General features: G+C 64.7%; 24 protein-coding genes. 11 read left to right on the top strand and 13 right to left on the bottom strand.

The window, feature by feature from the left end:
- Nucleotides 1-8: 8 nt before the first annotated feature.
- Nucleotides 9-329: a hypothetical protein gene (locus KUF59_RS12205; RefSeq protein ID WP_212457194.1), complete on the top strand. Its 321-nt coding sequence runs from the start codon at nucleotides 9-11 to the stop codon at nucleotides 327-329.
- Nucleotides 330-466: 137 nt separating this feature from the next.
- Nucleotides 467-1,453 (top strand): ABC transporter substrate-binding protein, encoded by a 987-nt coding sequence (locus tag KUF59_RS12200; protein WP_212457195.1) that lies wholly within the window; start codon nucleotides 467-469, stop codon nucleotides 1,451-1,453.
- A gap of 123 nt (nucleotides 1,454-1,576) precedes the next feature.
- Here KUF59_RS12200 and KUF59_RS12195 read toward each other — a convergent pair whose 3' ends face one another.
- The 3 genes from KUF59_RS12195 to KUF59_RS12185 form a co-directional block, all read right to left on the bottom strand.
- Nucleotides 1,577-2,176: a sll1863 family stress response protein gene (locus tag KUF59_RS12195; RefSeq protein WP_212457196.1), complete on the bottom strand. Its 600-nt coding sequence runs from the start codon at nucleotides 2,174-2,176 to the stop codon at nucleotides 1,577-1,579.
- Between the two features lie 24 nt (nucleotides 2,177-2,200).
- Nucleotides 2,201-2,659: a hypothetical protein gene (locus KUF59_RS12190; RefSeq protein WP_212457197.1), complete on the bottom strand. Its 459-nt coding sequence runs from the start codon at nucleotides 2,657-2,659 to the stop codon at nucleotides 2,201-2,203.
- A 204-nt stretch (nucleotides 2,660-2,863) separates the two neighbouring features.
- Nucleotides 2,864-3,304, bottom strand: a complete 441-nt coding sequence (locus tag KUF59_RS12185; RefSeq protein ID WP_212457198.1) for a hypothetical protein — start codon at nucleotides 3,302-3,304, stop codon at nucleotides 2,864-2,866.
- Nucleotides 3,305-3,811: 507 nt separating this feature from the next.
- On the opposite strand from KUF59_RS12185, the gene KUF59_RS12180 reads away from it, so the two are divergent.
- The 4 genes from KUF59_RS12180 (at nucleotide 3,812) to KUF59_RS12165 (ending at nucleotide 7,193) form a co-directional block, all read left to right on the top strand.
- Nucleotides 3,812-3,997, top strand: a complete 186-nt coding sequence (locus tag KUF59_RS12180) for a hypothetical protein (protein ID WP_212457199.1) — start codon at nucleotides 3,812-3,814, stop codon at nucleotides 3,995-3,997.
- A gap of 167 nt (nucleotides 3,998-4,164) precedes the next feature.
- Nucleotides 4,165-5,427: a glucose-1-phosphate adenylyltransferase gene (glgC, locus tag KUF59_RS12175; RefSeq protein WP_212457200.1), complete on the top strand. Its 1,263-nt coding sequence runs from the start codon at nucleotides 4,165-4,167 to the stop codon at nucleotides 5,425-5,427.
- The gene (glgA, locus tag KUF59_RS12170) at nucleotides 5,424-6,881 is read left to right on the top strand and encodes a glycogen synthase GlgA (protein WP_212457201.1); all 1,458 of its coding nucleotides are present in this window, start codon (nucleotides 5,424-5,426) and stop codon (nucleotides 6,879-6,881) included. Before glgC ends, glgA begins: the two co-directional genes overlap by 4 nt.
- A 51-nt stretch (nucleotides 6,882-6,932) precedes the next feature.
- On the top strand, nucleotides 6,933-7,193 hold the full coding sequence (locus KUF59_RS12165) for a SemiSWEET transporter (protein ID WP_212457202.1): 261 nt from the start codon (nucleotides 6,933-6,935) through the stop codon (nucleotides 7,191-7,193).
- Here the strand turns inward: KUF59_RS12165 and KUF59_RS12160 are convergent.
- Nucleotides 7,190-7,987 (bottom strand): DODA-type extradiol aromatic ring-opening family dioxygenase, encoded by a 798-nt coding sequence (locus KUF59_RS12160; protein WP_212457203.1) that lies wholly within the window; start codon nucleotides 7,985-7,987, stop codon nucleotides 7,190-7,192. The two genes, KUF59_RS12165 and KUF59_RS12160, sit on opposite strands and share 4 nt — an antisense overlap.
- Nucleotides 7,988-8,122: 135 nt before the next feature.
- Between KUF59_RS12160 and KUF59_RS12155 the strand changes: the two genes are divergently transcribed.
- Nucleotides 8,123-8,302, top strand: a complete 180-nt coding sequence (locus tag KUF59_RS12155; protein ID WP_212457204.1) for a hypothetical protein — start codon at nucleotides 8,123-8,125, stop codon at nucleotides 8,300-8,302.
- 12 nt (nucleotides 8,303-8,314) lie between these two features.
- On the opposite strand, the gene KUF59_RS12150 is transcribed toward KUF59_RS12155, so the two are convergent.
- On the bottom strand, nucleotides 8,315-9,811 hold the full coding sequence (locus tag KUF59_RS12150; RefSeq protein WP_258769489.1) for a carboxylesterase/lipase family protein: 1,497 nt from the start codon (nucleotides 9,809-9,811) through the stop codon (nucleotides 8,315-8,317).
- A gap of 281 nt (nucleotides 9,812-10,092) precedes the next feature.
- On the opposite strand from KUF59_RS12150, the gene KUF59_RS12145 reads away from it, so the two are divergent.
- Complete coding sequence (locus KUF59_RS12145) at nucleotides 10,093-11,328, top strand: LON peptidase substrate-binding domain-containing protein (protein ID WP_212457206.1); 1,236 nt, start codon at nucleotides 10,093-10,095, stop codon at nucleotides 11,326-11,328.
- 48 nt (nucleotides 11,329-11,376) lie between these two features.
- Here the strand turns inward: KUF59_RS12145 and KUF59_RS12140 are convergent, their stop codons facing one another.
- Complete coding sequence (locus tag KUF59_RS12140) at nucleotides 11,377-11,592, bottom strand: hypothetical protein (RefSeq protein WP_212457207.1); 216 nt, start codon at nucleotides 11,590-11,592, stop codon at nucleotides 11,377-11,379.
- A gap of 259 nt (nucleotides 11,593-11,851) precedes the next feature.
- Here KUF59_RS12140 and KUF59_RS12135 point away from each other — a divergent pair, with 259 nt between their 5' ends.
- The 3 genes from KUF59_RS12135 to KUF59_RS12125 all read left to right on the top strand — a co-directional run bounded on the left by KUF59_RS12135 (nucleotide 11,852) and on the right by KUF59_RS12125 (nucleotide 15,471).
- Nucleotides 11,852-14,536: a flavin-containing monooxygenase gene (locus tag KUF59_RS12135; RefSeq protein WP_212457208.1), complete on the top strand. Its 2,685-nt coding sequence runs from the start codon at nucleotides 11,852-11,854 to the stop codon at nucleotides 14,534-14,536.
- A gap of 199 nt (nucleotides 14,537-14,735) precedes the next feature.
- Nucleotides 14,736-15,002 carry a hypothetical protein gene (locus tag KUF59_RS12130; protein WP_212457209.1) on the top strand — a complete coding sequence of 89 codons (267 nt, stop codon included), beginning with the start codon at nucleotides 14,736-14,738 and terminating at the stop codon, nucleotides 15,000-15,002.
- A 103-nt stretch (nucleotides 15,003-15,105) separates the two neighbouring features.
- Nucleotides 15,106-15,471 (top strand): hypothetical protein, encoded by a 366-nt coding sequence (locus tag KUF59_RS12125; RefSeq protein ID WP_249140170.1) that lies wholly within the window; start codon nucleotides 15,106-15,108, stop codon nucleotides 15,469-15,471.
- 73 nt (nucleotides 15,472-15,544) lie between these two features.
- Here KUF59_RS12125 and KUF59_RS12120 read toward each other — a convergent pair whose 3' ends face one another.
- From KUF59_RS12120 to KUF59_RS12090, 7 genes are all read right to left on the bottom strand, one after another.
- Entirely contained in the window at nucleotides 15,545-15,700 is a 156-nt protein-coding gene (locus KUF59_RS12120) for a hypothetical protein (protein ID WP_212457210.1), read from the bottom strand.
- A 178-nt stretch (nucleotides 15,701-15,878) separates the two neighbouring features.
- A complete protein-coding gene (locus KUF59_RS12115) occupies nucleotides 15,879-16,379 on the bottom strand; it encodes a septal ring lytic transglycosylase RlpA family protein (protein ID WP_212457211.1) in 501 nt (166 codons plus the stop codon).
- Nucleotides 16,380-16,536: 157 nt separating this feature from the next.
- Nucleotides 16,537-16,698 carry a hypothetical protein gene (locus tag KUF59_RS12110; protein WP_212457212.1) on the bottom strand — a complete coding sequence of 54 codons (162 nt, stop codon included), beginning with the start codon at nucleotides 16,696-16,698 and terminating at the stop codon, nucleotides 16,537-16,539.
- A 48-nt stretch (nucleotides 16,699-16,746) separates the two neighbouring features.
- Complete coding sequence (locus KUF59_RS12105) at nucleotides 16,747-17,997, bottom strand: DUF1501 domain-containing protein (protein WP_212457213.1); 1,251 nt, start codon at nucleotides 17,995-17,997, stop codon at nucleotides 16,747-16,749.
- Between the two features lie 2 nt (nucleotides 17,998-17,999).
- Nucleotides 18,000-19,460, bottom strand: a complete 1,461-nt coding sequence (locus KUF59_RS12100; protein WP_212457214.1) for a DUF1800 domain-containing protein — start codon at nucleotides 19,458-19,460, stop codon at nucleotides 18,000-18,002.
- Between the two features lie 123 nt (nucleotides 19,461-19,583).
- Complete coding sequence (locus KUF59_RS12095; RefSeq protein WP_258769487.1) at nucleotides 19,584-22,091, bottom strand: M56 family metallopeptidase; 2,508 nt, start codon at nucleotides 22,089-22,091, stop codon at nucleotides 19,584-19,586.
- Nucleotides 22,088-22,480, bottom strand: coding sequence for a BlaI/MecI/CopY family transcriptional regulator (locus KUF59_RS12090; RefSeq protein ID WP_212457216.1), 393 nt, complete (start codon nucleotides 22,478-22,480; stop codon nucleotides 22,088-22,090). Before KUF59_RS12090 ends, KUF59_RS12095 begins: the two co-directional genes overlap by 4 nt.
- Nucleotides 22,481-22,581 lie beyond the last annotated feature (101 nt).

The following is a 22,581-nucleotide window of genomic DNA, read 5'->3' as shown; positions in this document are numbered from 1 at the left end:
GTTGAGGCATGGCTCCGCCGTTCGCGCAACGGCAGGCGTTGCGCATGTTCCGTGCGGAGCTGCGTTTGGATAAAATCCTTCCGAGAGCGATTGCTCGCCACTCGATTGCGATGCGGCAAATCATGCGGCGCGCGTGCGGCATCGTCAATGAAATGGAATTTCGAATGTTGCGCGTAGCGCAGACGTTCTCTCCATCTTCGCGCGCGGGAACGACGAAACGATTTTTTGCGCGCAATCATGCGACAAGCCGCGCGACAGCGGAAACCATCTGCACAACGTTGAAGCAGATTCGACGCTGCGCATTCGTCTTCTCGCAGACGTCGCTTTGATGAAGCGTCCTTGTCTTCTGCGCGCGCAATACGGTTTTTCATTTCATTGACTGCACTTCGCGCGCTCGTAGACTCCTTCATCCACTGAATCGTTGGCTCACGCGTCGTGAGCATCAGGAAGAAACAAGAAACATCGAATGAGCATCAACTTGGATTTTCGCGGTCGTTCCATCACCCGCCGACTGGCCGCTTCGCTCCTTGCCGCCGCCGTCACGCTGTCTTCGGCTGCGGCCGCGCTCGGCGCCGACCAGATCGTGCTGCGCGTCGGCGACCAGAAGGGCGGCAACCGCTCGCTGCTCGACATCTCCGGTCTGGCCAAGGACCTGCCCTACAGGATCGAATGGTCGGAATTCCCGGCGGCCGCGCCGATCCTGGAGGCGCTGAACGCCGGCGCGCTCGACGTCGGCTACACCGGCGATCTTTCCTTCCTGTCGGTCTATGCGGCGGGCGCGCCGATCAAGGCGATCGGCGGCACGCGATCGGACGCGAAGACGCAGGCCATTCTCGTGCGCGCGGATTCGCCGATCAAGTCGGCGGCGGACCTTAGGGGTAAGCGCCTTGCCGGCACACGCGGCGGCTGGGGCCAGTTTTTGATCGACGCGACGCTGGAAAAGGCACAGATCAAGCTCGAGGACGCGACGTTCGCGCCGCTCGGCCCGGTCGACGCCAAGATCGCGCTCGTCGCCGGCTCGATCGATGCCTGGGCGGTGTGGGAGCCCTACGTCTCATTCGCGACACTGAGGGACAAGGCACGCGTGATCGCCGATGGCGAAGGATTGACGCCGACCGTCACCTTCATCGTGGCATCCGACAGCGCCATCGCCAGCAAGCGCGCCGCCGTGCAGGACCTGGTGCAGCGGCTGAGCAAGGCGCGGCTCTGGTCGCTCGATCACTTCAGCGAATACGCCAAGAACACGGCCGAGCTGACCAAGCTGCCTGAGGACGTGCTGCTATCCGCCTACACCGCACAGCGCACCAGCCCGATCGTCATCGACGAAAGCGTGGTGAAGGAGATCCAGGCGGCTTCCGACCGCGCCACGCGCTACGGCATTTTGCCGAAGACGCTGGACGTCAACAAAGCCGTCGACCGCAGCTTCACTGCGGCCGCCGCCGGTTCGAACTAAAGGGAGCGCGGCGAGATGCGCGGGCCAAATCTTCAGGCCGGCCCGCTGCATCTCGCCGTCATCGTGCTCACGCAACTGGCGTGCATGGCGGCAATCGTCTGGCTCTCGCTATGAGTGCGAGAACTACTGACCCGACGACCGCTTGAACGAGTCCCACGCCGCCTGATTGGCGCGGTCGAACGCCGCACGCGACTCCGAGAGCGCCGTGCTCCACGCGCTCCAGGAAGCCGCACCGGCCTTCGCCAGTTCCTGGAGCCTTGCTTCCGCAGCCGAAGCGCCCGCCTTCATTTCCTCGGCGCTCGCTTCCATCTTGGCGCGACGATCGGCGGCGAATTCGGCGGATGACGCCTGGAATTTTTCCGCCGCCTCCCGCCACGCCTTGACCTGCGCCGCCGCGATCTCCTCGAAAGCAACCTGCTGCTGCTTGGCCTGCTGCACTGCTTTCTCGAGAGACTTGTTGGCCTCGCTCTGGAAGTTCGTCCATTGCGTGTCGAGCTGCTGCTTGGCTTGCGCCCACGCGGCCTCGCCCGCCTCGCTCTGCTTCTTCATCTCGCCGAAGAACGCTTCGCGCCGACTGCGCAGGTCCGCGACGGCCTTGTCCGTCGCGGCGCGCGCGTCAGCCGTGAGCTGGCTCATCCTGCTCTCCAGCGTGCCGAGCATGGCGTCCATCTCGTCAATCCGCTCCTTGGCCCAGTTCAGATAGAAATGCGCCTGACTTGGCATGCATGCCTCCTGCGACGGCCGGGATCACCAATAGCGGCGATAGTAGTAGGGACGGTACGGCCGATAGTAGCCGTAGCGGGCTCCGTAATACGGACGGGCATATCCGTAATAGGGACGATAGTAGCGGCGATAGCCGTAATATGGCGCGTAGCCATAGGACGGGCCGTAGCCATAGCCGTAGCTGGGACCGTAGCCGTAACCGTAATAGGCCGGCGCGTAGCCATAGCCGCCGTAGGGATATCCGTAGCCGTAGGCATAGGGCGCGCTGGCGATGGCACCGCCGATGATGGCGCCGGCCGCAAGGGCTCCAATGCCCCATCCCCAGCCGCCGCCGCGCCAGTACACCTGAGTGGTGTCGTCGGCAACTGCCGCCTTCATCGCCGCGACATTGGTCGGCATCGGCGCCGCCGCGGCCTGCTCCAGCTGACCGACCGTGACGGCACCCGCCAGCGTACAGGCTATTGCTGTTTTCCAGATACTCATCGCCTTACTCCCTGTCTGACGTATCGTTTGGAAGAAAGCTCGCACGCCATGATCGGGCTTCTTTGCGCTGAGTCAAAGCCTTGATGGGGGCCCGGATCCTGCGTGCAGCGCACAAAGCGCGCGAGAGCCGGCGCCAATCGGCACCGACCGCCGCCGGCAATGTTCTGGCCTGCGATTGTGGCCGACTGCCAGGCGGATGGACAGCTACTTCATTGTCACATGCGGGCGCGACACCGAGGCGACGAGATCTCCGCCGTCGCGCTTGTCGCGCGTGAACCAGCTCTGCCGCAGATCGACCTTGTGCAGGGTACCCGACCCAAGCAGGCAACCGGCGGCCGTGGGCACGACGACGAAGTCGTTGCCGAAGGCCAGCACGTCGATGCGATAGGATTGCGCCTTCGCATCGAGCAGCTCCCAATGCCCCTGCAGCCGCTGCGCGTGCCGATCGCTGTTGACGATGGCACTGCCGCTCTCATTCAGCGAGAGCGTCCAGGCGCCGTCGAACGAGACGGTCTCGGCGCAAGGCGCCAGCACCTGCCAGGCCGCTTCGAGATTGCGCGGCGGTTGATCGTGAGAAACCGTGAGGTAGGCCAGCCCGACACTCATCAGTCGCAACAGGCCATAGAATCCATAAGCGCAGGCCATCGCTGATCCAATCATTTTAAGTAGCAATCGAAAAATAAGGTCGAACTTACCACTTCTTCCCGAAGCCCGGGAAGCGGCCGCTCAAAAAATCAAGAGGGCGGGTGCAGCCCAAGTCGGCCGGCCGCGCTGGCCCAGGGCCGCTGCGTGTGATTTGATGGAACCAGCCCCAAGGTTCGGGCAATTCGGGGGGAAAACGCATGAAGCGGCGGGCGTTTCTGCGGCTTGCGGCAGGCGTTGCGGCCACCTGGCCAGCGGCCGCGCCGGCTCAGAAGGATGCCAGTGCGCCTGTCATCGCGACGCTGGTACCGGGTGGCGCGGAGTTCGCCCGGCAGTGGGTCGAGGCGGTACGCGCGGACCTGAAAGAGATGGACCTCGTCGAGAGTGCGGGCTGCGCGCTCGCGCTACGCTTTGCGGATGGGGATTTCTCGCGCCTGCCCGGGCTTGCCATCGAACAAAGCGCGTTGGGACGTGTGGCCCCGAAGCTCGGCTTGGTGCTCTCATCCCACCTTGATCAAGACGCTCGACGATCTCGATGCGGCCTTAAAAAAGCGAGGTCAGCGCCTTCTAATTTCCGGCGATTCAGTTCTCTACAACAACATGGCGCGCGTCATTCCGCTGGCAGCGGCCACGGGCAAGCCGACCCTTGGCGCGTATACCGATTGGTCGCCTCGCTCGCCGACGAGGATCGAATGAGAGGACCTTGTCGATTCCGGGGCAACGAAGACCGTCGGCCTCGCAACCAACATGCCGCTTTCCGAATTGTTAGCCGTGCCGCTAGAATTCGATGCCGTGGCGGCTCGGCCGGCCTTCCAGCAACGGAAGGTTCGCTGCGATAAAACAAGAGTCCTCGGGAGGATTGCATGAGTAGAGTCGGAAATGAGCCGCTGGCGCGGCAGGCGCTTGCCTTCGTCCTCGCCGGTGGGCGGGGCAGCAGGCTGCTGGAGCTCACGGACCGCCGCGCCAAGCCTGCCGTCTATTTCGGCGGCAAGTCCCGCATCATCGACTTCGCGCTGTCCAATGCGGTCAATTCCGGCATCCGTCGCATCGCGGTCGCGACCCAGTACAAGGCGCACAGCCTGATCCGACATCTGCAGATGGGCTGGAACTTCTTCCGGCCCGAGCGCAACGAGAGTTTTGACATCCTCCCCGCCAGCCAGCGCGTCTCGGAATCGATGTGGTACGTCGGCACGGCGGACGCGGTCTATCAGAACATCGACATCATCGAGTCCCATGGCGCGAAGTACATCGTGCTGCTCGCCGGCGACCACATCTACAAAATGGACTACGAGCTGATGCTGAAGCAGCATGTCGAGAGCCGCGCCGACGTCACGGTCGGCTGCCTCGAAATGCCGCGCACGGAATCGAGCGGATTCGGCGTCATGCATATCGACGATGACGGCGTCATCAAATCGTTCCTGGAGAAACCGGCCGATCCGCCGCCGATGCCCGGCAAGCCCGACAAGTCGCTCGCCAGCATGGGCATCTACGTCTTCGACTCAAAGTTTCTGTTCGACGAGTTGAAGCGCGACGCCGCCGATCCGAACTCCGCTCACGATTTCGGCAAAGATATCATTCCCCACATCGTCAAGCACGGCCGCGCCATCGCGCATCAGTTCTCGAGCTCCTGCGTGCGAACAGGCGACGACAAGCGCAGCTACTGGCGCGATGTCGGCACCGTCGACGCCTATTGGGCTGCCAATATCGACCTCACCGATGTGGTGCCGGAGCTCGATCTGTTCGACCGGTCCTGGCCGATCTGGTCCTACGCCGAGATCACGCCGCCGGCAAAGTTCGTCCATGACGAGGAGAGCCGGCGCGGACAGGCGGTGAGTTCGCTCGTCTCCGGCGGCTGCATCATCTCGGGCGCGTCGCTGCGTCGCTCGCTGCTATTCACCGGCGTGCGCATCAACTCCTATGCCAATGTCGAGAACGCCGTGATCATGCCGTACGTGAATGTCGGCCGCGGCGCGCGACTGAAGAACGTGGTGATCGACCGTGGCGTCGAGATTCCCGAGGGCCTGGTCGTCGGCGAGGATCCGGAGGAGGACGCCAAGCGGTTCCGCACCACCGAACAGGGCATATCCCTCATCACGCAGCCGATGATCGACGGGCTCGATACATGACGTCCATCCGCGTCCTTGCGGTCGCCTCCGAAATCTATCCGATCATCAAGACAGGGGGACTAGCCGACGTTACCGGCGCGCTCCCCGCTGCGCTGATGGCACACGGCGTCGACATGCGGACGCTGCTGCCGGGCTATCCCAGCGTCATCCGCGCCCTCCCCGGCGCGGATGAACTGCTGCGCTGGGACGAGTTTTTCGGCGGTCCGGTGCGCGTGCTCGGCGGCGCGCGCGACGGATTCGACCTGCTCGTGCTCGACGCGCCGCATCTGTTCGACCGTCCCGGCAACCCCTACGTGACGCCTGAGGGCCACGACTGGCCCGACAACGGCCTGCGTTTCGCCGCGCTCTCCCGCATGGCGGCCGAGATCGGGCTCGGCGCCATCCCCTCCTTCGTGCCCGACATCGTGCACGCCCATGACTGGCAGGCGGGCCTCGCACCGGCCTATCTGCACTATGCCGACCGGCCGCGGCCCGGCACGGTGATGACCATCCACAACATGGCCTATCAGGGCAAGTTTCCCTACGAGATGCTCAGTCCGTTCGGGCTGCCGCCGGGCTCCTTCAACATCCACGGCGTCGAGTACTATGGATCGATCAGCCTGCTGAAGGCAGGCCTGCAATTCGCCGACCGCATCACTACGGTGTCGCCGACCTATGCTCAGGAAATCCAGAGCGACGAAGGCGGCATGGGGTTCGGCGGCTTGCTGCGCGAGCGCTCCGGCGCGCTGAGCGGCATTCTCAACGGCATCGACATCTCGGTGTGGAATCCGGAATCCGATCCGCACATTGCCTACCGCTTCAATGCCGACGAGCTGGCATTCCGCGCGGCGAACAAGGCGGCGCTGCAGCGCCAGTTCAACCTCGATCCCTCGCCGGACTCGCTGCTGCTCGGCGTGATCAGCCGGCTGTCCTGGCAGAAGGGCCTCGATCTATTGCTGGAGAACGTCCCGACAATTCTTGGCGAAGGCATGCAGCTTGCGCTGCTCGGCAGCGGCGATGCGGACCTCCAGGATCGCTACCAGGCCGCAGCGCGCGCGCATCCGGGGCGGATCGCCGCCGTGATCGGCTATGACGAGATCCTCGCGCATCTCGTACAGGCCGGCTCTGACGCGCTGGTCGTGCCGTCGCGCTTCGAGCCTTGTGGGCTGACGCAGCTCTGCGCGCTACGCTATGGCGCTGTCCCCATCGTGGCGCGCGTCGGCGGCTTGGAGGACACCGTGGTCGACATCGGCGAGGCAGACGTATCAGGCAATGCCGCGACCGGATTCAAGTTCGGCCCGGTGACGTCGGATAATCTCGGCGCCGCGCTGCGCAAGGCCAACATCGCCTTCCACGATCATCTGACCTGGCGACGCTTGCAGCGGAGCGGCATGACAACTGACGTCTCATGGCGCAACCGGGCCGGCCAATATGCCGCGCTCTATCGCGACATCATCGTGTCACGCCAGGTTTGAACGGGGTTCGCTGTCGCATTTCAGCGGTCGAATCAGTGCTATAGAGCCGGCATGGAACCGTTCGTCATCAAGATGCTGGGGTTTGCTGCTGCAGCCTGCACCACCCTCGCCTACGCCCCTCAATTCATCAAGGTCTGGAAGACCCGCTCCACCGAGGACATCTCGCTCGGCATGTTCCTCATGATGGTGCTCGGCCTCGTGCTGTGGCTCGTCTACGGCCTACTCTCGGGCGACGCTCCGCTCGTCGTTGCCAACGCAATCACCATCGTGCTCGCGGGCGGCATAATGTGCATGAAGCTGAAATACGGCTAGCCGCCAAACTCGTACGACGCCATCGCAACGCTGGCGACCTCGTCGACGAACAGGCGATGGCCGATGTCACCGTCGGCGGCGCCGGCCGCGACCATCAGCGGGATCAGATGATCCTCGCGCGGATGGGCGAGCCGTGCACTTGGCGCGTTCTGCCAGTCGATCAGCATTTGATTGCGCCGCTTGGGATCGGCCTGGGTGATCGCCTCGTTCAGATAGGCCTCAAAATCGTACGACACCGGCTTGGACTCCGCGCGTCCGAAGCCGCGCATGTTGTGATAGGTGAGACCGCTGCCGACGATCAAAATGCCCTCGTCGCGCAGCGGTGCGAGGGCCTGCCCAACCTGGATATGCTCGGCCGGATCGTAGGTCGATTTCAGCGACAACAGCACGATCGGCATGTCGGCGTCGGGATACATCAACCCGAGCGGCACGAAGGTGCCGTGGTCAAATCCCTGATTACCGTCTTCCCGGCAATCGACGCCCGCGCCCTGCAGAAGCGCCTTGACCTTCGCCGCGAGCGCCGGCTCGCCGGGCGCGGGATATTTCAAGTGGTAGGTATGCTCGGGGAAACCGTAGTAGTCGTAGACCATCGGCGGATGCGCCGCGGTCGATACCGTGAACTCATCCGTCTCCCAATGGCCGGTGATCACAAGAACGGCCTTGGGCTTTGCCGGCAGGCGCTGCGGAAGGGCGCTGAATTCTCTCGCGGTTCTGGCGTATTGCACCCGCCTGTCTTCCATGAAGGGCCAGGGACCGCCGCCATGCGACAGGAAGAAAGTCGGTAGTCTCGTCATGGGTATCGGCTCGTCTCTTTCGGGAGGTGGGAGCATCGGGCAAACGCGTATGGTTAGCAAGTCGTTAACGATTTGCCGCCCAAAATCCGTCCACGGTCGAAGCACTCGGCCAGTATATCGCTTTCGGGAATCAAGATGGCAAAGTTTGCGCTGGGGGACGTCGTCAACAGTGACAAGGGCCGCCGCGGGGTCGTCCGCGCCGCCTACAAGTCGCGCGAGGGGCAGCAGTTCTACGCCGTCGAGAAGGACGGCGCGATGGACTTTTTTGAGGAAGACCGGCTGACGCTGGCTCCCCGCGTCGAGCTCGCCGCCTAAAGCGAGACTGACCTACTCTTTCGAACTTCGGCGCTCCAACCGGTCCAGCCGCTCCGACCAGGGATCGGCGCCGCCGGATATCCGCTCATTGGCGATCAGCAGCAACTGGTCGCGATCACCGTTGGTGTCCCAGTGCGGCAGGTCCCCGCCATTGGGATCGCCGGTCTTGGCAAAGTTGATCCAGTAGCTGCGCAACGCGCGCCCGACCTCGCGATCTCTGCGCGACAACACGCCGGCACCCGGCACGCCCTCGACGCCGAAGATGAACTGAAGCTCGCGCTCGTGGCCACCCTCACGGCTCGCGCGCTCAGCTTCCGGCACATAGCCGAACCGATAGCGGAACGTCGGCGCACCGCTCGCCGCATGCAGGCGCGCAAGCAGCCGTGCGGGCTCGGTAAAAATCCTGTCGGTATACAGCCGCGCTGCAAGCTCGGCCGGCTCGCCGGAGGTTTCGGGATAGAGCTGCCGCAGCGCGTCGGTCGAGGCGCCGGCCAATCCGAGCTCTTTCTTGGCGTCCGGCTCATTGTCGGAGCCAGTCTCATCGTCGTTGGAGCCGATGATCAGGGGAATGCGACTCTGCCGCCCTGCCCCGAAGCCGGCGGCGATATCGCTGGTCACGAGCACTCCGTCCACGACAGGACCGAAGCTGCGCGGAGACTTTGCGAGCAAGAGCTTTTCGGCCTTCAGGAGCAGCCTGGGATCGGCCGTGCGCAGATCGAATTCCTTCTGGTCGCGTACAGCTACATCGACGAATTCCTTACCGACGATTTGTGCAGCCTCGCGCGAACGCAGACGCTCGCGACCAGGCAGCGATTGCAGGATCGCCTTCTGAAACAAGTCGCGCGACCGCTCGCACAGCATCAGAAGCGCGATCGATGTCGCGCCGGCGCCGGAGCCGAACAAGGTGACGTTGCCGGGATCGCCGCCGAACGCCGCGGCATTGTCGTGGATCCATTGCAGCGCCGCAATCTGGTCCATCAGGCCATAGTTCGCCGTGGTACCGCCGGACGCCTCTTCGGCAAGCGAGGGATGCACGAGCCAGCCGAACGCGCCGAGGCGATAGTTCAGCGTGATCGCGATGAGGCCTCCTTGCGCGAGCTTCGCTCCGTCGAACAGGGGATCGTTGGCAGTGCCGTTGACGAAATCGCCGCCGTGAATGAACACCATGATCGGCAACGGACCGTCGACGCCGAACGGCCTGAAGACGTTGAGCGTGAGGCAATGCTCACTCGCCTGCGCGATCTGCGGCTGAAGACAGGCCGGGCCGTAGTCGTAGGCGGTGCGCATCTCCGAACTTTCGGGCGCGTCCTGCGGCGCACGCCAGCGCAGCGGTCCGATTGGCGCCATCGCATAGGAAAGGCCCTTGAAGGAGGAGATGTCGCCTTCCACGCCACCGAGCATCTGTCCCTCGCGCGTGAGCGCAAACGGGAATTGCCCGACCTGGGCAACTCCCGGGTTGTCGCAAGCGAAGGCGACGAAAGCCGCAACGAGCGCAAGCAAGGGCCGCATCGGCAGGGTCTCGCAAGATGTCGCCCCACAATTTACGTCCGCGCCGTGCGGCGAGGCAAGACGACCGTATCGGCTCCTCGTCGGAAACTCTGCGCGACAACATTGACACCGGACGGTCTTTGCGCCAATTTTTCGTCAGGTTGATACGACCTGCCGGTTGCACCCGCCACGGGACGGTGAACGTATCGAAGCCTTCATCGGCCTTCCTTTGCCCGAGCGACCGGGTCAGCAACGCAACCGCCTGACACGCCTGGTTCGCTCACAGCAGAGGACGGATACCGATGCGCGATTTTCGCGATGCCAAAGCTATGGCGCAGACCCTGCGCGAATCCCTTCACACCAAGGCGATCAGCATCAGCCACGGCGAAAGCCTGGAACTGGTGTCGAAGATGTTCGGCGTCGCCGACTGGAATACGTTGTCGGCGATGCTTCACGCCGATCGGAGCGACCTTAGGACATCGCCTGCACGGGTGACGAAAGAAACGGCACAGTCGACGATGACGAGCTATCCTGCCGTTCCGTTGCGCGACCTCGTTCCGTTTCCGGCGGCCACCTACCCCCTGTTCGTCGGACGTCCGAAGACCATGCAGGCGCTCGACCAGGCCTTTGAGCGCCGGCGCGAGGTCGTGCTGGTCGTGCAGAAGGACTCCGGCATCGACGAGCCCAGCTTCGAGGACATTCACCCCATCGGCGTCATCGCTCAGTTGATCGAGCTGGAACCGCTGCCCGACGGCACGCTGAAAGTGCTCACACAAGTCAACCGGCGCGTGCTGATCCACCGCTTCGTCGGCGAGACCGGCGCCTTTCAGGCTGACGTCACCGATCTCGGCGAAGGACCGATCCCCGACGCACCGGAGCTGATCCTGCGCGCAGTCAAGCGCTTCGAACGTTACGCGGCGGCCCGCGACATCCGCATTCCCGGGGTGTGGCCACAGCTCGAACAGACCCGCGACCCCGGACGCGTTGCCGACATCATCGCGACGCGCATGCGGCTGCCGATCGCCGACAAGCAAGGCCTCCTGGCAACGATCGATCCGGTCGCGCGACTCAAGCAGGTCGATGCCTTCATGGACTTCGGACGACCGGTGACGCCGGAGCTCGAGGCAACGAAGCGCCGGGCGCTCGGCTCGGCCACGGAGCGGCGGCATCAATACGCGACGCTCGAACATTTGCTGCTGGCTCTGCTCGACGACAGCGACGCCTCGGCCGTGATGCAGGCCTGCAATGCCGATCTCGGCGCATTGCGGACGAGCCTCGCGGTCTATGTCGAACGCGGACTGAACAACGTCGGCACGCAGAACGGCGAAGAAGCCAAACCCACCGCTGCGTTCCAGCGCGCAGAGCAACGCGCCGAAGTCCATGCGCAGGAAATTGGCCGCGCGGTGGTCACGGGCGCAAACATGCTGGTCGGCATTTTCCCGGAGACGCGCAGTCCGGCGGCGCAGTTACTCGGCGAACACGGGATCACGCGCGCCCGCGCGACCGAAATCATCGCTCGCGGGGGCAAGGACGGCTGAAGCAGAGAGAACCCGGGCTCGTAGGCGCGCCCGGGTTCGCCGCATCGCTCATGCCTGATGGTCCTTGGCGGTCAGTGTCGCCAGCGCGTGCCGCGCAACGATGCCGAGCTCGCCGAGCGTGGAGTGGCCGGCACTGGCCGCCTCGATCAAACGCTCGGCAATGAACCTGCGGCTGTCGTGGTCGCCACCGTGCGGCAATTGGCGGCAGGTTTCCTCCAGGACCACGTCCATGTTGGCTTTGGTTCGCTCACTCAACTCGTTCATGACGCTTCTTGTCTGGCATCCAAGTTTGTTGTCTGACGCTCAACGGGCCAGCCTCGACCGGGAACCCAACATACACGGAACAGCCACGCTTGATTACCCCGAAAAACATAGCGCCCTCCGCATTGTGCGTCGCGGTGCGCGCAGCGGCGCGAAATTCGCGCGACGTGTAAACGCAACTACCGGGGATTGAATTTGTCCTGATGACAAACTGCACATGCGGCGATAGCCTCCCGCAAAACAAAACGCAGGGAGGAATGGCATGCCAGAGGCAATGGTCGCAGCACGTGCTTCGGACACCGGTGGCAAACCTCAACAAGTCGATGTCGCCGTGGTCGGCGCCGGATTTGCCGGGCTCTATCTGCTGCATCGCCTGCGCAAGGCGGGCCTCAATGCGGTCGCGCTGGAAGAGGCGGACGACGTCGGCGGCACCTGGTACTGGAATCGTTACCCCGGTGCGCGTTGCGACATCCAGACCATCGACTACAGCTACACCTTCGACCCCGAACTCGAGAAGGCGTGGACCTGGTCGGAAAAATACGCGACCCAGCCTGAGATCCTGCGCTATCTCGGCTTCGTCGCCGATCGCTACGACTTGCGGCGCGACATCCGCTTCAAGACCAAGGTCAAGGAAGCGACATGGGACGACGCCTCCGAACGCTGGCTGATCACGACCAGCAACGGCCCGGCCGTCTCCAGCCGCCACTACATCATGGCGACCGGCTGCCTCTCCGCGCCAAAGCCGCCTGAGATCGAAGGCGTCGGGGATTTCAGGGGCGAGATCTACTTCACCGGACGCTGGCCGCATGAGGGCGTCAATCTCGCTGGCAAGCGCGTTGCCGTCATCGGCACGGGTTCGTCAGGCATCCAGTCGATCCCGCTGATCGCCGAGCAGGCCGCGCATCTCACCGTGTTCCAGCGCACGCCGAATTTCGCGCTTCCCGCGCATAACGGTCCGGCGCCTGCCGATCGCCTCGGCCTGTTGCAGGGCGATCGCGCCGCCTATCGCGAGCAGGCGCGCCAGTCCATGACCGGCGTGCCCTATCCGCAGCAGACCGTGGTGAGCTGGCAGCTCAGCGATGCCGAGCGTCGTGAGCGCTTCGAACGTGCTTGGGCAGCCGGCGACCTCGTTCACATTCTGACGCAGCTTTGGGCCGACCAGGGGGTCGATGTCGACGGCAACAAGATCGTCCAGGACCTGATCCGAGAAAAGATCCGCGCCGCGGTCAAGGATCCCGAGACGGCGGCGGTGCTCATGCCGGACGATCATCCGTTCGGCGCCAAACGTCCCTGCCTCGACACCAATTACTATGCGACATACAACCGGCCAAACGTCACGCTGGTGAATTTGCGGCAGGAGCCGATCAAGGCGATCACCGCCTCCGGCATCGCCACCGGCAAGCGCAACATCGACGTCGACGTGATCGTGTTCGCGACCGGCTTCGACGCCATGACCGGCGCCATCAAGGCGGTGCATCCGATCACCGGCCGCAGCGGCAAGTCGCTCTCCGACGTCTGGGCGCACGGGCCGGAGAGCTATCTCGGTCTCACCGTTGCGGGCTTCCCCAACTTCTTCATGATCACGGGACCGGGCAGCCCCTCGGTGCTCTCGAACATGGCGGTGTCCATCGAACAGCATGCCGACTGGGTCGTCGACCGGCTCGCTGCGCTGCGCGACCAGGGCTTCACCACGATGGAAGCCACCGACAAGGCGCAGGCCGGCTGGGCGCAGCATATGGCCGATTGCTCGATGGTGACCCTGCACCGGCTCGCCAACACCTGGTACACGGGCGCCAACGTGCCCGGCAAGGCGCAGGGCGTGATGCCCTATTGCGGCGGCGTCGGCCCCTATCGCAGCATTTGCGACGAGGTCGTCAGTCGCGGCATGCTCGGCTTCAAGCTCACTGGGCCGAACGGTGCGGCACAGTGCAATGACGGCGAGGTCGTTCGCCTGCAACCAGACGTGCGGCTGGTGCTGAACCTGCTCGCCTCGCTCAACCTGCCGCCGATCGAGTCGATGGGCGCGCAAGGTGCATGCGCCTTCGTCAACGAGTTCAACAAGGGCCGTCCTGCCGGACGGCCGATCGGCGACATCGTCGACGGCACGCTGCCGGGCACCGATGGTCCGCTGCCCTATCGGGTTTACAAGCCCGCGACGCCAGGGCCGCATCCCGTCGTGGTCTATTTCCATGGCGGCGGCTGGGTGCTGGGCGACCAGGCATCCGACGAGCCGTTCTGCCGCGACATGGTGCGGCGGACCGGCATGATGTTCGTCAGCGTCGGCTATCGCCACGCACCCGAGCACCGCTTTCCGACGGCGGCCGAGGACGGATACGCCGCGTTGCGCTGGATCGCTGAGCACGCGGCCGAGCTCGGCGGCAAGCCGGGACCGGTACTGGTTGCAGGCTGGAGCGCCGGCGGCAACATCGCTGCTGTCACTTGCCAGCTCGCGCGCGACCGTGGCGGACCTGCGATTGCCGGCCAGCTCCTGGTCTGTCCGGTCACCGACTGCTCGTTCGACCGTCCGTCCTACAGCGAGAACGCAACGGGTTACTTCCTGACGCGGTCGCTGATGTTCTGGTTCTGGGACATGTACTGCGCACCGAGCCAGCGCACCGACCCGCGCGCCTCGCCGATCCGCGGCCAGCTCAAGGGCCTGCCGCCGGCCTTCGTGGTGACTTGCGAGTTCGATCCGCTGCGTGACGAAGGCATCGCCTACGGCGAGGCGATGGCCGCAGCCGGCGTTCCGGTCGAGCAGCTCAAGGCGCACGGCCACTTCCACTCGTCCTTCGCCATGGTCGACGTTGTCATCACCGGAGTGCCCGGGCGCATCCAGATGGCCGAGGCGCTGCGCCGCTTTGCCGGCCTTCCGCCGGAGATGCGACAGGGCGACGAAAATGGCCGAGGCCAGACCGTGCCGGGCAAGATAGCGGCCGCCGCGAGTTAGAGTATGCAATATGCGGGCCTGGAGATTTACCTCCGGGCCCACAATGCGACCGCCTTAAAAATCCGTCATCGCCCCGGAACAAACGCCGTGCCGCCGCATTGTTTGCTCGTGGCATTGAGATGCAGCGATAGGTGTGGCCCCCGGCACGCGAAACCGCGTGCGGGGGTTCTTTTTGCTTGAGGCGAGGCAGCACAACGCGATGACGGCCGCAGCCTCAAAAGTGAACTTCGATGCGCCCGCCACCCTGCACAAATGGCCTTCGCTCGGAAACCGGCGTCGGCAAGACCGGAATGCTTATCTTGTGCTCGAGGCCACGCTCGATAAGTGCATCACCGCGCTGATGGAAAAGCCCGAACCGACCCGGCATCTCTATGAGATCCACACCGCGCCACAACCGCCACTGGTGACCGAGACGCTCTCGCCCGACCACATCGTCGAGCTGTCGCGACTACGCGAATTTCTCTGAGCGCACCTCGGAGATTTCTTCGACTTTCGGATGCCATCTCCCTCAGGAACGATCTTCCTCTTTTTCCCGTTATCAGGGATCGGAGCTGAGGCGAGGGCTTGAGATGCTTGAGGCCAGTCTGTCATCCCTGGACGTTCCCTACGGCGCGGATCAGACCATCTTCGTGGTGGTGGATCGTGTCAGCGGCCCCAGGGATATCCGCATTGAGCGCCCCGACGTCGAAACCATCGTCCGCGAGTTGTTTGCCGGATGCTTCAGCGATCCCGTCGGTATTCTCGCCTTCAACACGCTGGAGCATTGGGTCAAGGACATCTCGGCCGAGGTCGCCGCCGAAATCCGGTCACGCTGCGACATCGAGGGCACGGACCTGCCCGATCATCTCACGGATTTTGTCGACGATCATATCGACCGGACGACCGGCCCGACCTCGTCCTGTGTGGGATCGCGTCACCATCTGGCCGCGCGCTGATCGCGAAGGGACCTCAGTCTCCGAGGACAGCAGAAGGTCCGATACACTTACTGCATGGGTTGAGAAGGAACGATCAGGCCTTGCGGCGCTTTCCCGCAATCGCCTGGATTTCGCGGCGACGCTCGCCTGCGAAGGAGAGGAGCTTTTCGACCGTTGGCGTGTCCGTGATCCGTTTCGCCAGCCGCTCGGCACGCGCGGCCTGGTCCTCAAGATACTGGATCGTGTTCACGCGTCCTCCCCAAACCCCTCGATGTGTCTCAAACCCATGGTGAGGCAGGGTTGGCTAACAGCCGGTTAAGCGTGGCCTGAAGCGCGATGGCTTTAGATCAAATCGTCATCGCGCTTCAGGTCGTCGGTTGAGCATGATCTTTTCGGAAAACCGCTGCGCACCTTTCCGGATCATGCTTCTACTGCACGACGTCGAGCCTGACATTGGCAACGCCCTGGTTGACCATGCCGAGCGCCTCGGCGGCCGAATAGGACACGTCGACGATCCGTCCGCGGACATAGGGCCCGCGATCGTTGACGCGGACGGTCACGGCGCGGCCGGTGGAGACGTTGGTGACGCGCACCCGCGTGCCGAACGGCAGGGTCGGATGCGCGGCGGTCAATTCGTTCTTGTCGAACTTTTCGCCGCTCGCGGTCGCCGTGTCATACGAATAGAAGCTGGCAACGCCATGCGATGCCGCTTGCGTCTGTCCTGCGCTATCGGTCGATGACGGACGCCTGACCACGGACCGCACGGGCGCAATCGCCACGCGTGTCACGTGCCGACGCTCGACCGCGGCCTGCCTGCTGGCACCGAGGTCGGCCCTTTGCCGGGAGACCGGTGATTGCGCGCAAGCAGCGAGCGATGCTGCGCCGATGGCGATGAGCAGAAGCCGGGAAAACCGTTCGATGCGAGACATGGTGTACGCCCCCCTTCGATCGGCCTAGTCCGGCGGGGAATGAGGGCAGAACCTTGTCGGAAAAAAAGCCGGGCTGCGGCCGGCGCAATTTCGTGGAAGATGTGGCGATTCAACCACAGTCGGAAATGTGTCCAAATTCATGACACATCCCGGCAGGTCAGCCTGGCGACCCCCGCCAAAAGGCGGCGTGCGCTTCGCGCTGGACTTCGCGCACCGCAGTCTCGGTGAGAAGACGCGCGAGCTCGCGCCAGTACAGCACCCGCCAGTGCTGGTGCAGGCTCAGCAAGAATTCGATCTCTCGTTGGCTCGGGATGTACATGACGCGCCCGTTCGATTGCCTTCTGCAAATTGCCTTTTGTTCAACCCATCAACCGACGAGGCCGGTCATCGGTTTGACGTCCGCACTGTCGGGGAAGATCGCGCTCGCGAGCACGCGGTCCTCGAGACGCAGATGGTCCTTCAAGATCCCCTTCAATACCGCGCGCAGGTCAATCGTCGGCTTGAGGTCGCGATCCTCAAAAAGCTGCCCGGGCTTCAGGCCGGGCCAGTCGGCGACGACGCGGCCGCCTCTCAGCGCGCCGCCGGCAAGGAAGGCGACCGTGCCGGTGCCGTGATCCGTGCCGTTGGTGCCGTTGATCCGCGCAGTGCGTCCGAACTCGGTGACGACGGCGACGACCGTCTCGTTCCAAGCTTCGCCCATGTTGGTCTCGACCGCCGCGAACGCGCCGTCGAGCGCGCCCAGGAGATTGGCGAGCTGGCCCGTGATCGCGCCTTCGGCGATGTGGGTGTCCCATCCGACAAATCCCATCGCGCCGACGCGCGGGCCGTCGGGCCGGGCGAGGTACCGCGCGGCCGTGGCAGCGGCTTCAGCGAAATAGGCGCGCACGCGTGCAATGCCTGGCGGCGCGAAGGTCGGATCCTCCGACATCGGATCGCTCATCCCAGGCAGCCCGCCGAGTGCGGCCAGACGCATCCGCGCCTGGAGCACGACGGCGAGTTTTGGATCGGTGTGCTGATAGAGATCGAGCAGGCGGCCCTGCGTGTCGGCGCTCGCCGGAAGCAGCTTTTGCGGTACCCACGACATCACGGGCGCAGCACCGCGCACCACCAGCGGAGTGACGGCGCCGACGCCGAGCACACGACTGCCGGCCGGATCGACGCGGCCGCCCGATTCCATCGCGACCAGCGCGCGATTGAGCCAGCCCGTGCTGACCGCGCCGGGCTTCGAGATGCCGCTTTCGAGCACGTCCTGGCCGTCGAAATGCGAGCGCTCGCGATAGGGCGTCGCGGTGCCGTGGACGACGAGCGCCTGCTGCTTCTTGTAGAGCCGGTAGAGGTTCGGCATCGCGGGGTTGAGCGCAAAGAAAGAATCGAGCGGCAACGCCGGCGTCTTGCCGTCGAGCAGCAGCGCGCTCTCGCCGCGCAGGCCGACCCAATCGGGGTCGCCGACCGGGGCGACCGCACCGAGCCCGTCGAGCGCGCCGCGGAGGATGATGACGAGCAAGCGCGGATCGCGCCCTTCCGCGCGCGCGATCTTCGGCATCTGCGTCCAGGCGAACAGCGCGCCCGAGCCGATCAGCATCTCGCGTCGCGTGGGCAGGTGGTTGGCAAAGCTCATGCTCACCTCCTCTGGAAATCCGCCGACATGAACAGCAGCGCCAGCGCCTGCTGCCGGCTCTCGGCGCGATCGACTGCCTGGCGCACCTCGGGCGAAATGCTCGATCCCATCACGTTCTCGATGATGTCGTGAGGATCAGCGGTCGCGGCCGCGCGCTCGGCAAAATTATTGGCGATGTCGAGCCGCCGGCCAATGCCGTCGATCCAGCTCGCCTCATCGTCCGGATAACCCTTCGGCGACGGCGGGCGCCACAGTGGCTCGCCAAGCAGCTCCTGGCCCGCGGTGAAGCGCGTCGGATCGATCTGCGTGATGCCGGTCGAGCGCACCATGGCGACGCCCCACTCGCTGGGACGCTTGAGCTTGGTTGCGGGTAGGCTCCAGGAGTCCTCTGACGATACCATCGCCTTGGCGACCTCCTTGAGATTGCCCTCGGTGTCGCGGAAGGTTCTTGCCATCAGCTCGACCAAAGCCGGCGGCGGCGTGTCCGCAATGAAGTGGCAGGCGAGCTTGTTCGCGACATGGGTTGCGGTCGCAGGATGCGCCGCCAGATCGCGCAGCACGGCGCGCCCCTGCTCCACCCCCTCCTGGTCGTAGAGCTTGCCGAGCACGGTCTGCCCGCCAGGCTCGTGCAGGCGCGGGTTGAAAGTGAATTCACCGCCATGCTCGGGATTGTCGCCCGGCGGCACCAGCGTCCAGCCGGTCAGCACGTTGGAGAAGCTGATCACGTCATCCTGGGTGTAGCCGGTGCGCACACCGAGCGTGTGCAGCTCCAGCGTTTCGCGCGCGAGGTTTTCGTTGAGACCGCGACTGCGGTTGATGCCGGCGATCGAGTTCGCGCCCATCGAGGCGAGGTTATCGAGATAGAACAGCATCGCCGGATGCATCTCGACGGCCTGGAGCAGATCGACGAAAAGGCCGAGCGCATTCGGGCGAATGCTCTCGCGCTCATAGGCGCCGGACATGCTCTGAATACGGTTTGCCGAGATACAGAAATGGTTGGACCAGAACCACACCAGGCGCTCGGCAAAGCCGATCTCGGCGTTGAGCGCGGCCTCGATCCGCACCTTCGCTTCCTGGAGATAGATTGGCCGGCCCGGATCGGGAACGGCATCGGCAGCCTTCTTCGCCGCCATATCGCCGGCGTCCTGGGCTTGCTTGTCGCTCTGCGGTTCGCTCGCGCCTTCGACCATCGCAGTCCCGGCGGTCGCGACCTGCTGCTTCTTGGCCTGCTGCTGCGCCTGCTTGGCCTTGGCCGTCCGCCGCGCATTGGCGTCGGCAACGGTGCGGTACGCCTTCGCACTCGACGGCAGACCTTCGGCCGCGGCCAGTGTCAGCGGACGGTCGAGCTCGGCGATCAAGGCGCCGCGCGGATCGGACGCGATGGCTGCGATCGATCCCGGCCGCGGTCCCATCCCGAACCGATGCAGCGCCAGAACCGCGTCACCCTTTGCAGAACTGCTCATGGCCGAGCCCCGTCTCGTTGGGCATTACGCCGTGTAGTGCTACGAACTGTAACACTCGTGAGAAAATCACGCAAGCGGCGATTGAACGGCCGGCCGATCACGCGCCCGGCATCCCGGTCGCCTCTAATAGCTCGGCCCCAGCGCGATCTTGGTGATGGTGCCGTTCTTGACCCCGATGCGCCATTCGGCCGAGCCATTGGCGAACTGCGCAACATAAATATCGCTGTCGAGCGCGGTGACGCCGCGGAACGACATCGCGCGCAAGGCGCCGAGCCGCGCCAGGATCGCCTGGTCGAACGGGAGTTGCTGGCGCGTCTGCTCGGCCACTTCGCTCGTCATCCGGCCATAGTCGGGCCGGCCCTTGCCAACGGCTTCGATATACTGGCGCAGCGTCTCCTCACCGTCGGCGATTGGCACGGTACGGCGATCCACGAGCTTCGGCTTCCCTTGCAGATGCGCAAGGTCGACATTGTGGAAGCGCGTGTGCCGGCCAGCCAGCACGACCTCCAGGCATTTCCCCGCACGGTCAGCGACCGTCCACGGAGTGTTGACGGTGGTCAGGAACGTCGCCGACATGTTGTGGCTGACGATGCTGCGCACCGGGCGACGACCACTGGCATCCAGGCCGGTGACCTGGATGTCGTTGCCGGTGTCGTTGTAGAGCATGATCCGGATCGGCGACGTGCCGGCACGCCCGCTCAGGTTCGCGGCTTCCGAGCAGGCGGCAACGCCGCCCGGCTCGTCATTGCCATCGGGCCGGAACAACACGTCGCCAACCTTGCCGTCCTGCTCCAGCACGATGCGAAATTCGGCCGTGCCGTTGGCAAACTTCGCACCATAGATGTCGTATCCGCCGGGTCCGACGCCACGGAAGAAGATCGACTCCACCGCGCCGAGCGCCACGAAAGTCGCATGCAGTTCGCCCGCCTGACGACGGATCTTGGCCGCCAGCGTCGCGCTCATGCGCTCATAGTTCGGCGTTCCCTGCCGCAAATCCTCGATCCCGCGCAGGATCAATTCCTTGCTGCCGGTCGCCGGGACTTGCTCGCGGAATCGATCCGGCACCAAGGCGATCCGCCGCGTGAAGTCGCCTTCGATCGTCGCGGCGATGGCCGCATCGATCCGTGGCGCAAGCCGCGCGCCGGAGGAAGCGTTCTGCAGCAGCACGCGCACGACCTTGTTCTGGTCGTCGCGCAGGAACACGAAGGCGTCGTTAGCTTCGGTCGAGAAGGCATCGACGCCATCGGCCGAAATCTCGAAGGCCGGCCGGCCCGTCTCCTGCGCGCGCAGCCGGTCGCCGTCGCGGCTGATGGTCAGCACGCGGAACGGCGTGACCTGGTACCAGCCGGCATATTGATCGTACGGTACGGTGGCCGCCACAGCGCGTGGCATCTCCGCGACGCGGACCGCGCGGATCTCGCGGCCGTTCTGGTGCAGGACAAGGTCGAACGTGCGCCGCTCCTCGTCGACGGAGAAGGTGATTTCGCCCGCGACTGCCGCGTAGGAGGCCGTACCGTCCGCAACCGTCAGGCGCAGCCTGCGCTGGCCGGTCAGTTGTCCGAACAGATCGTCGCCGTCACGGAAGATCGCGAATACCGCGTTCTGGCCGAGCGCATAGAAATTGACGAAGGCATGGCCGCGCGGCGCGATCGTCGCCTCGGGAACGGCTTCGATCGGCGGACTGCCGTCCGGCGTGCGATAGGCGATCATGCCGGTCGAGACGATCACGGCCGGCACCATCGCCGCCGCGATCCACAGCCGCTTGCGCCAGCCCACCGCGACCGGGATGGACGCGGCGGCAATGATGCGCTCGACGCGCGTGCGCACGGTCGAGACCCGCGCCATCGCAAGCTCCATCGGCCGCGGTCTGATACTGGTCGCGACGTCGAGCAGGATCTCCGCATAGGACAGGCGGTCGTCGATCACCTCGATCGCCTGCGCATCGCTGATGATCTCGGCGAGCCGCGCGTGCTGCCACCACGAGAACGGGCTGAACCAGAACACCGCGCGGTTCAGCGACGCCAGCAGCAGGACGTAGAAGTCGCGATTGGCGACATGCGCGCCCTCATGGGCGAGCACGGCGAGGCGCTTTTGCGCATTCCAGCCGAGGAACTGCGGCGGCACCAGGATGGTCGATCCGAACGTCACGGGTCCGCCGATATCGCGGCTGAGGCGCACGTCGGCGCCGGCAACGCGGAGCTCGTTCATGGGCCTCGCAGCGCGCGCCAGCCGCCAGGTCAGGCAGAGACCGAGCGTCAGCCGCAGCAGCAACAGCGAGGCCACGCCGGCATAGACGATGGTCGCCAGCAGCGCCCAGTTGATCGACACGGCGCTTTGCGCCGGCGGAGCGGCAACCGCACCCGGATTCACCGGCGGCGGCGGCAATAGCTCCTGCATCGCCGGCTCGATCGGCCAGAGATTATCCGGGACCGGCACCGGCATGGGCAGCCGGGAAATCGTGACCGTCGGCCAGTGCATCACGAACGGCATCGCCAGCGACGCCAGCAGCACGACGACCCACGCGGTCATGTGCACGTGCGGATTGCGCACGCGAAAGAGGTACAAGCCAAACCAGACGACGCCTCCGAGTACAAAGGAGCGCAGCGCCGCCTCTGCCAGAGTTGCGATCATTCTTTCTTCACTCCCCTCGCCTTCTTCGCCTTCGCCACCTGGTCGGCCAGGCTGCGCAGTTGCTCCTGGTCGAGCATGGCGTTGTCGACCATGCCGACCAGAACCTCCTCGACCGAGCCGTTGCAGAACCAGTCGACGATGCGCTGCACGGCCTTGGCCGCGACACGCGCGCGCGGCTCGGCCGCATGATACACGTAAGTGCGCCCGTCCACGGTGTGGTGGGTGTAGCCTTTTTCCTCCAGCCGCCGCAGCACGGTGCGCACCGTCGATTCCTTAAGCCGACGCGACAGCCGCTCTCGCACTGTTTCCGCCGTGACCGGACCATGAGCCCAAACCAATTGCATGACCTCGTGCTCGAGGTCGCCCAGTTCGGGCAAACGATCGTTCATGATGAGAACCTTACGGCTGCTTCTTGTAATGCTACGCATCGTAGCATATAGGCCCTGCCTGGCAACGCCATTCTACCTGGGATGGCAGGGCCGCTTTGCTG

Source organism: Bradyrhizobium arachidis, from assembly GCF_024758505.1.
GTDB classification, from domain to species: Bacteria; Pseudomonadota; Alphaproteobacteria; order Rhizobiales; family Xanthobacteraceae; genus Bradyrhizobium; species Bradyrhizobium manausense_C.
Note: the sequence above shows the minus strand (reverse complement) of the source record. Positions and strands in the feature narration are given on the sequence as shown.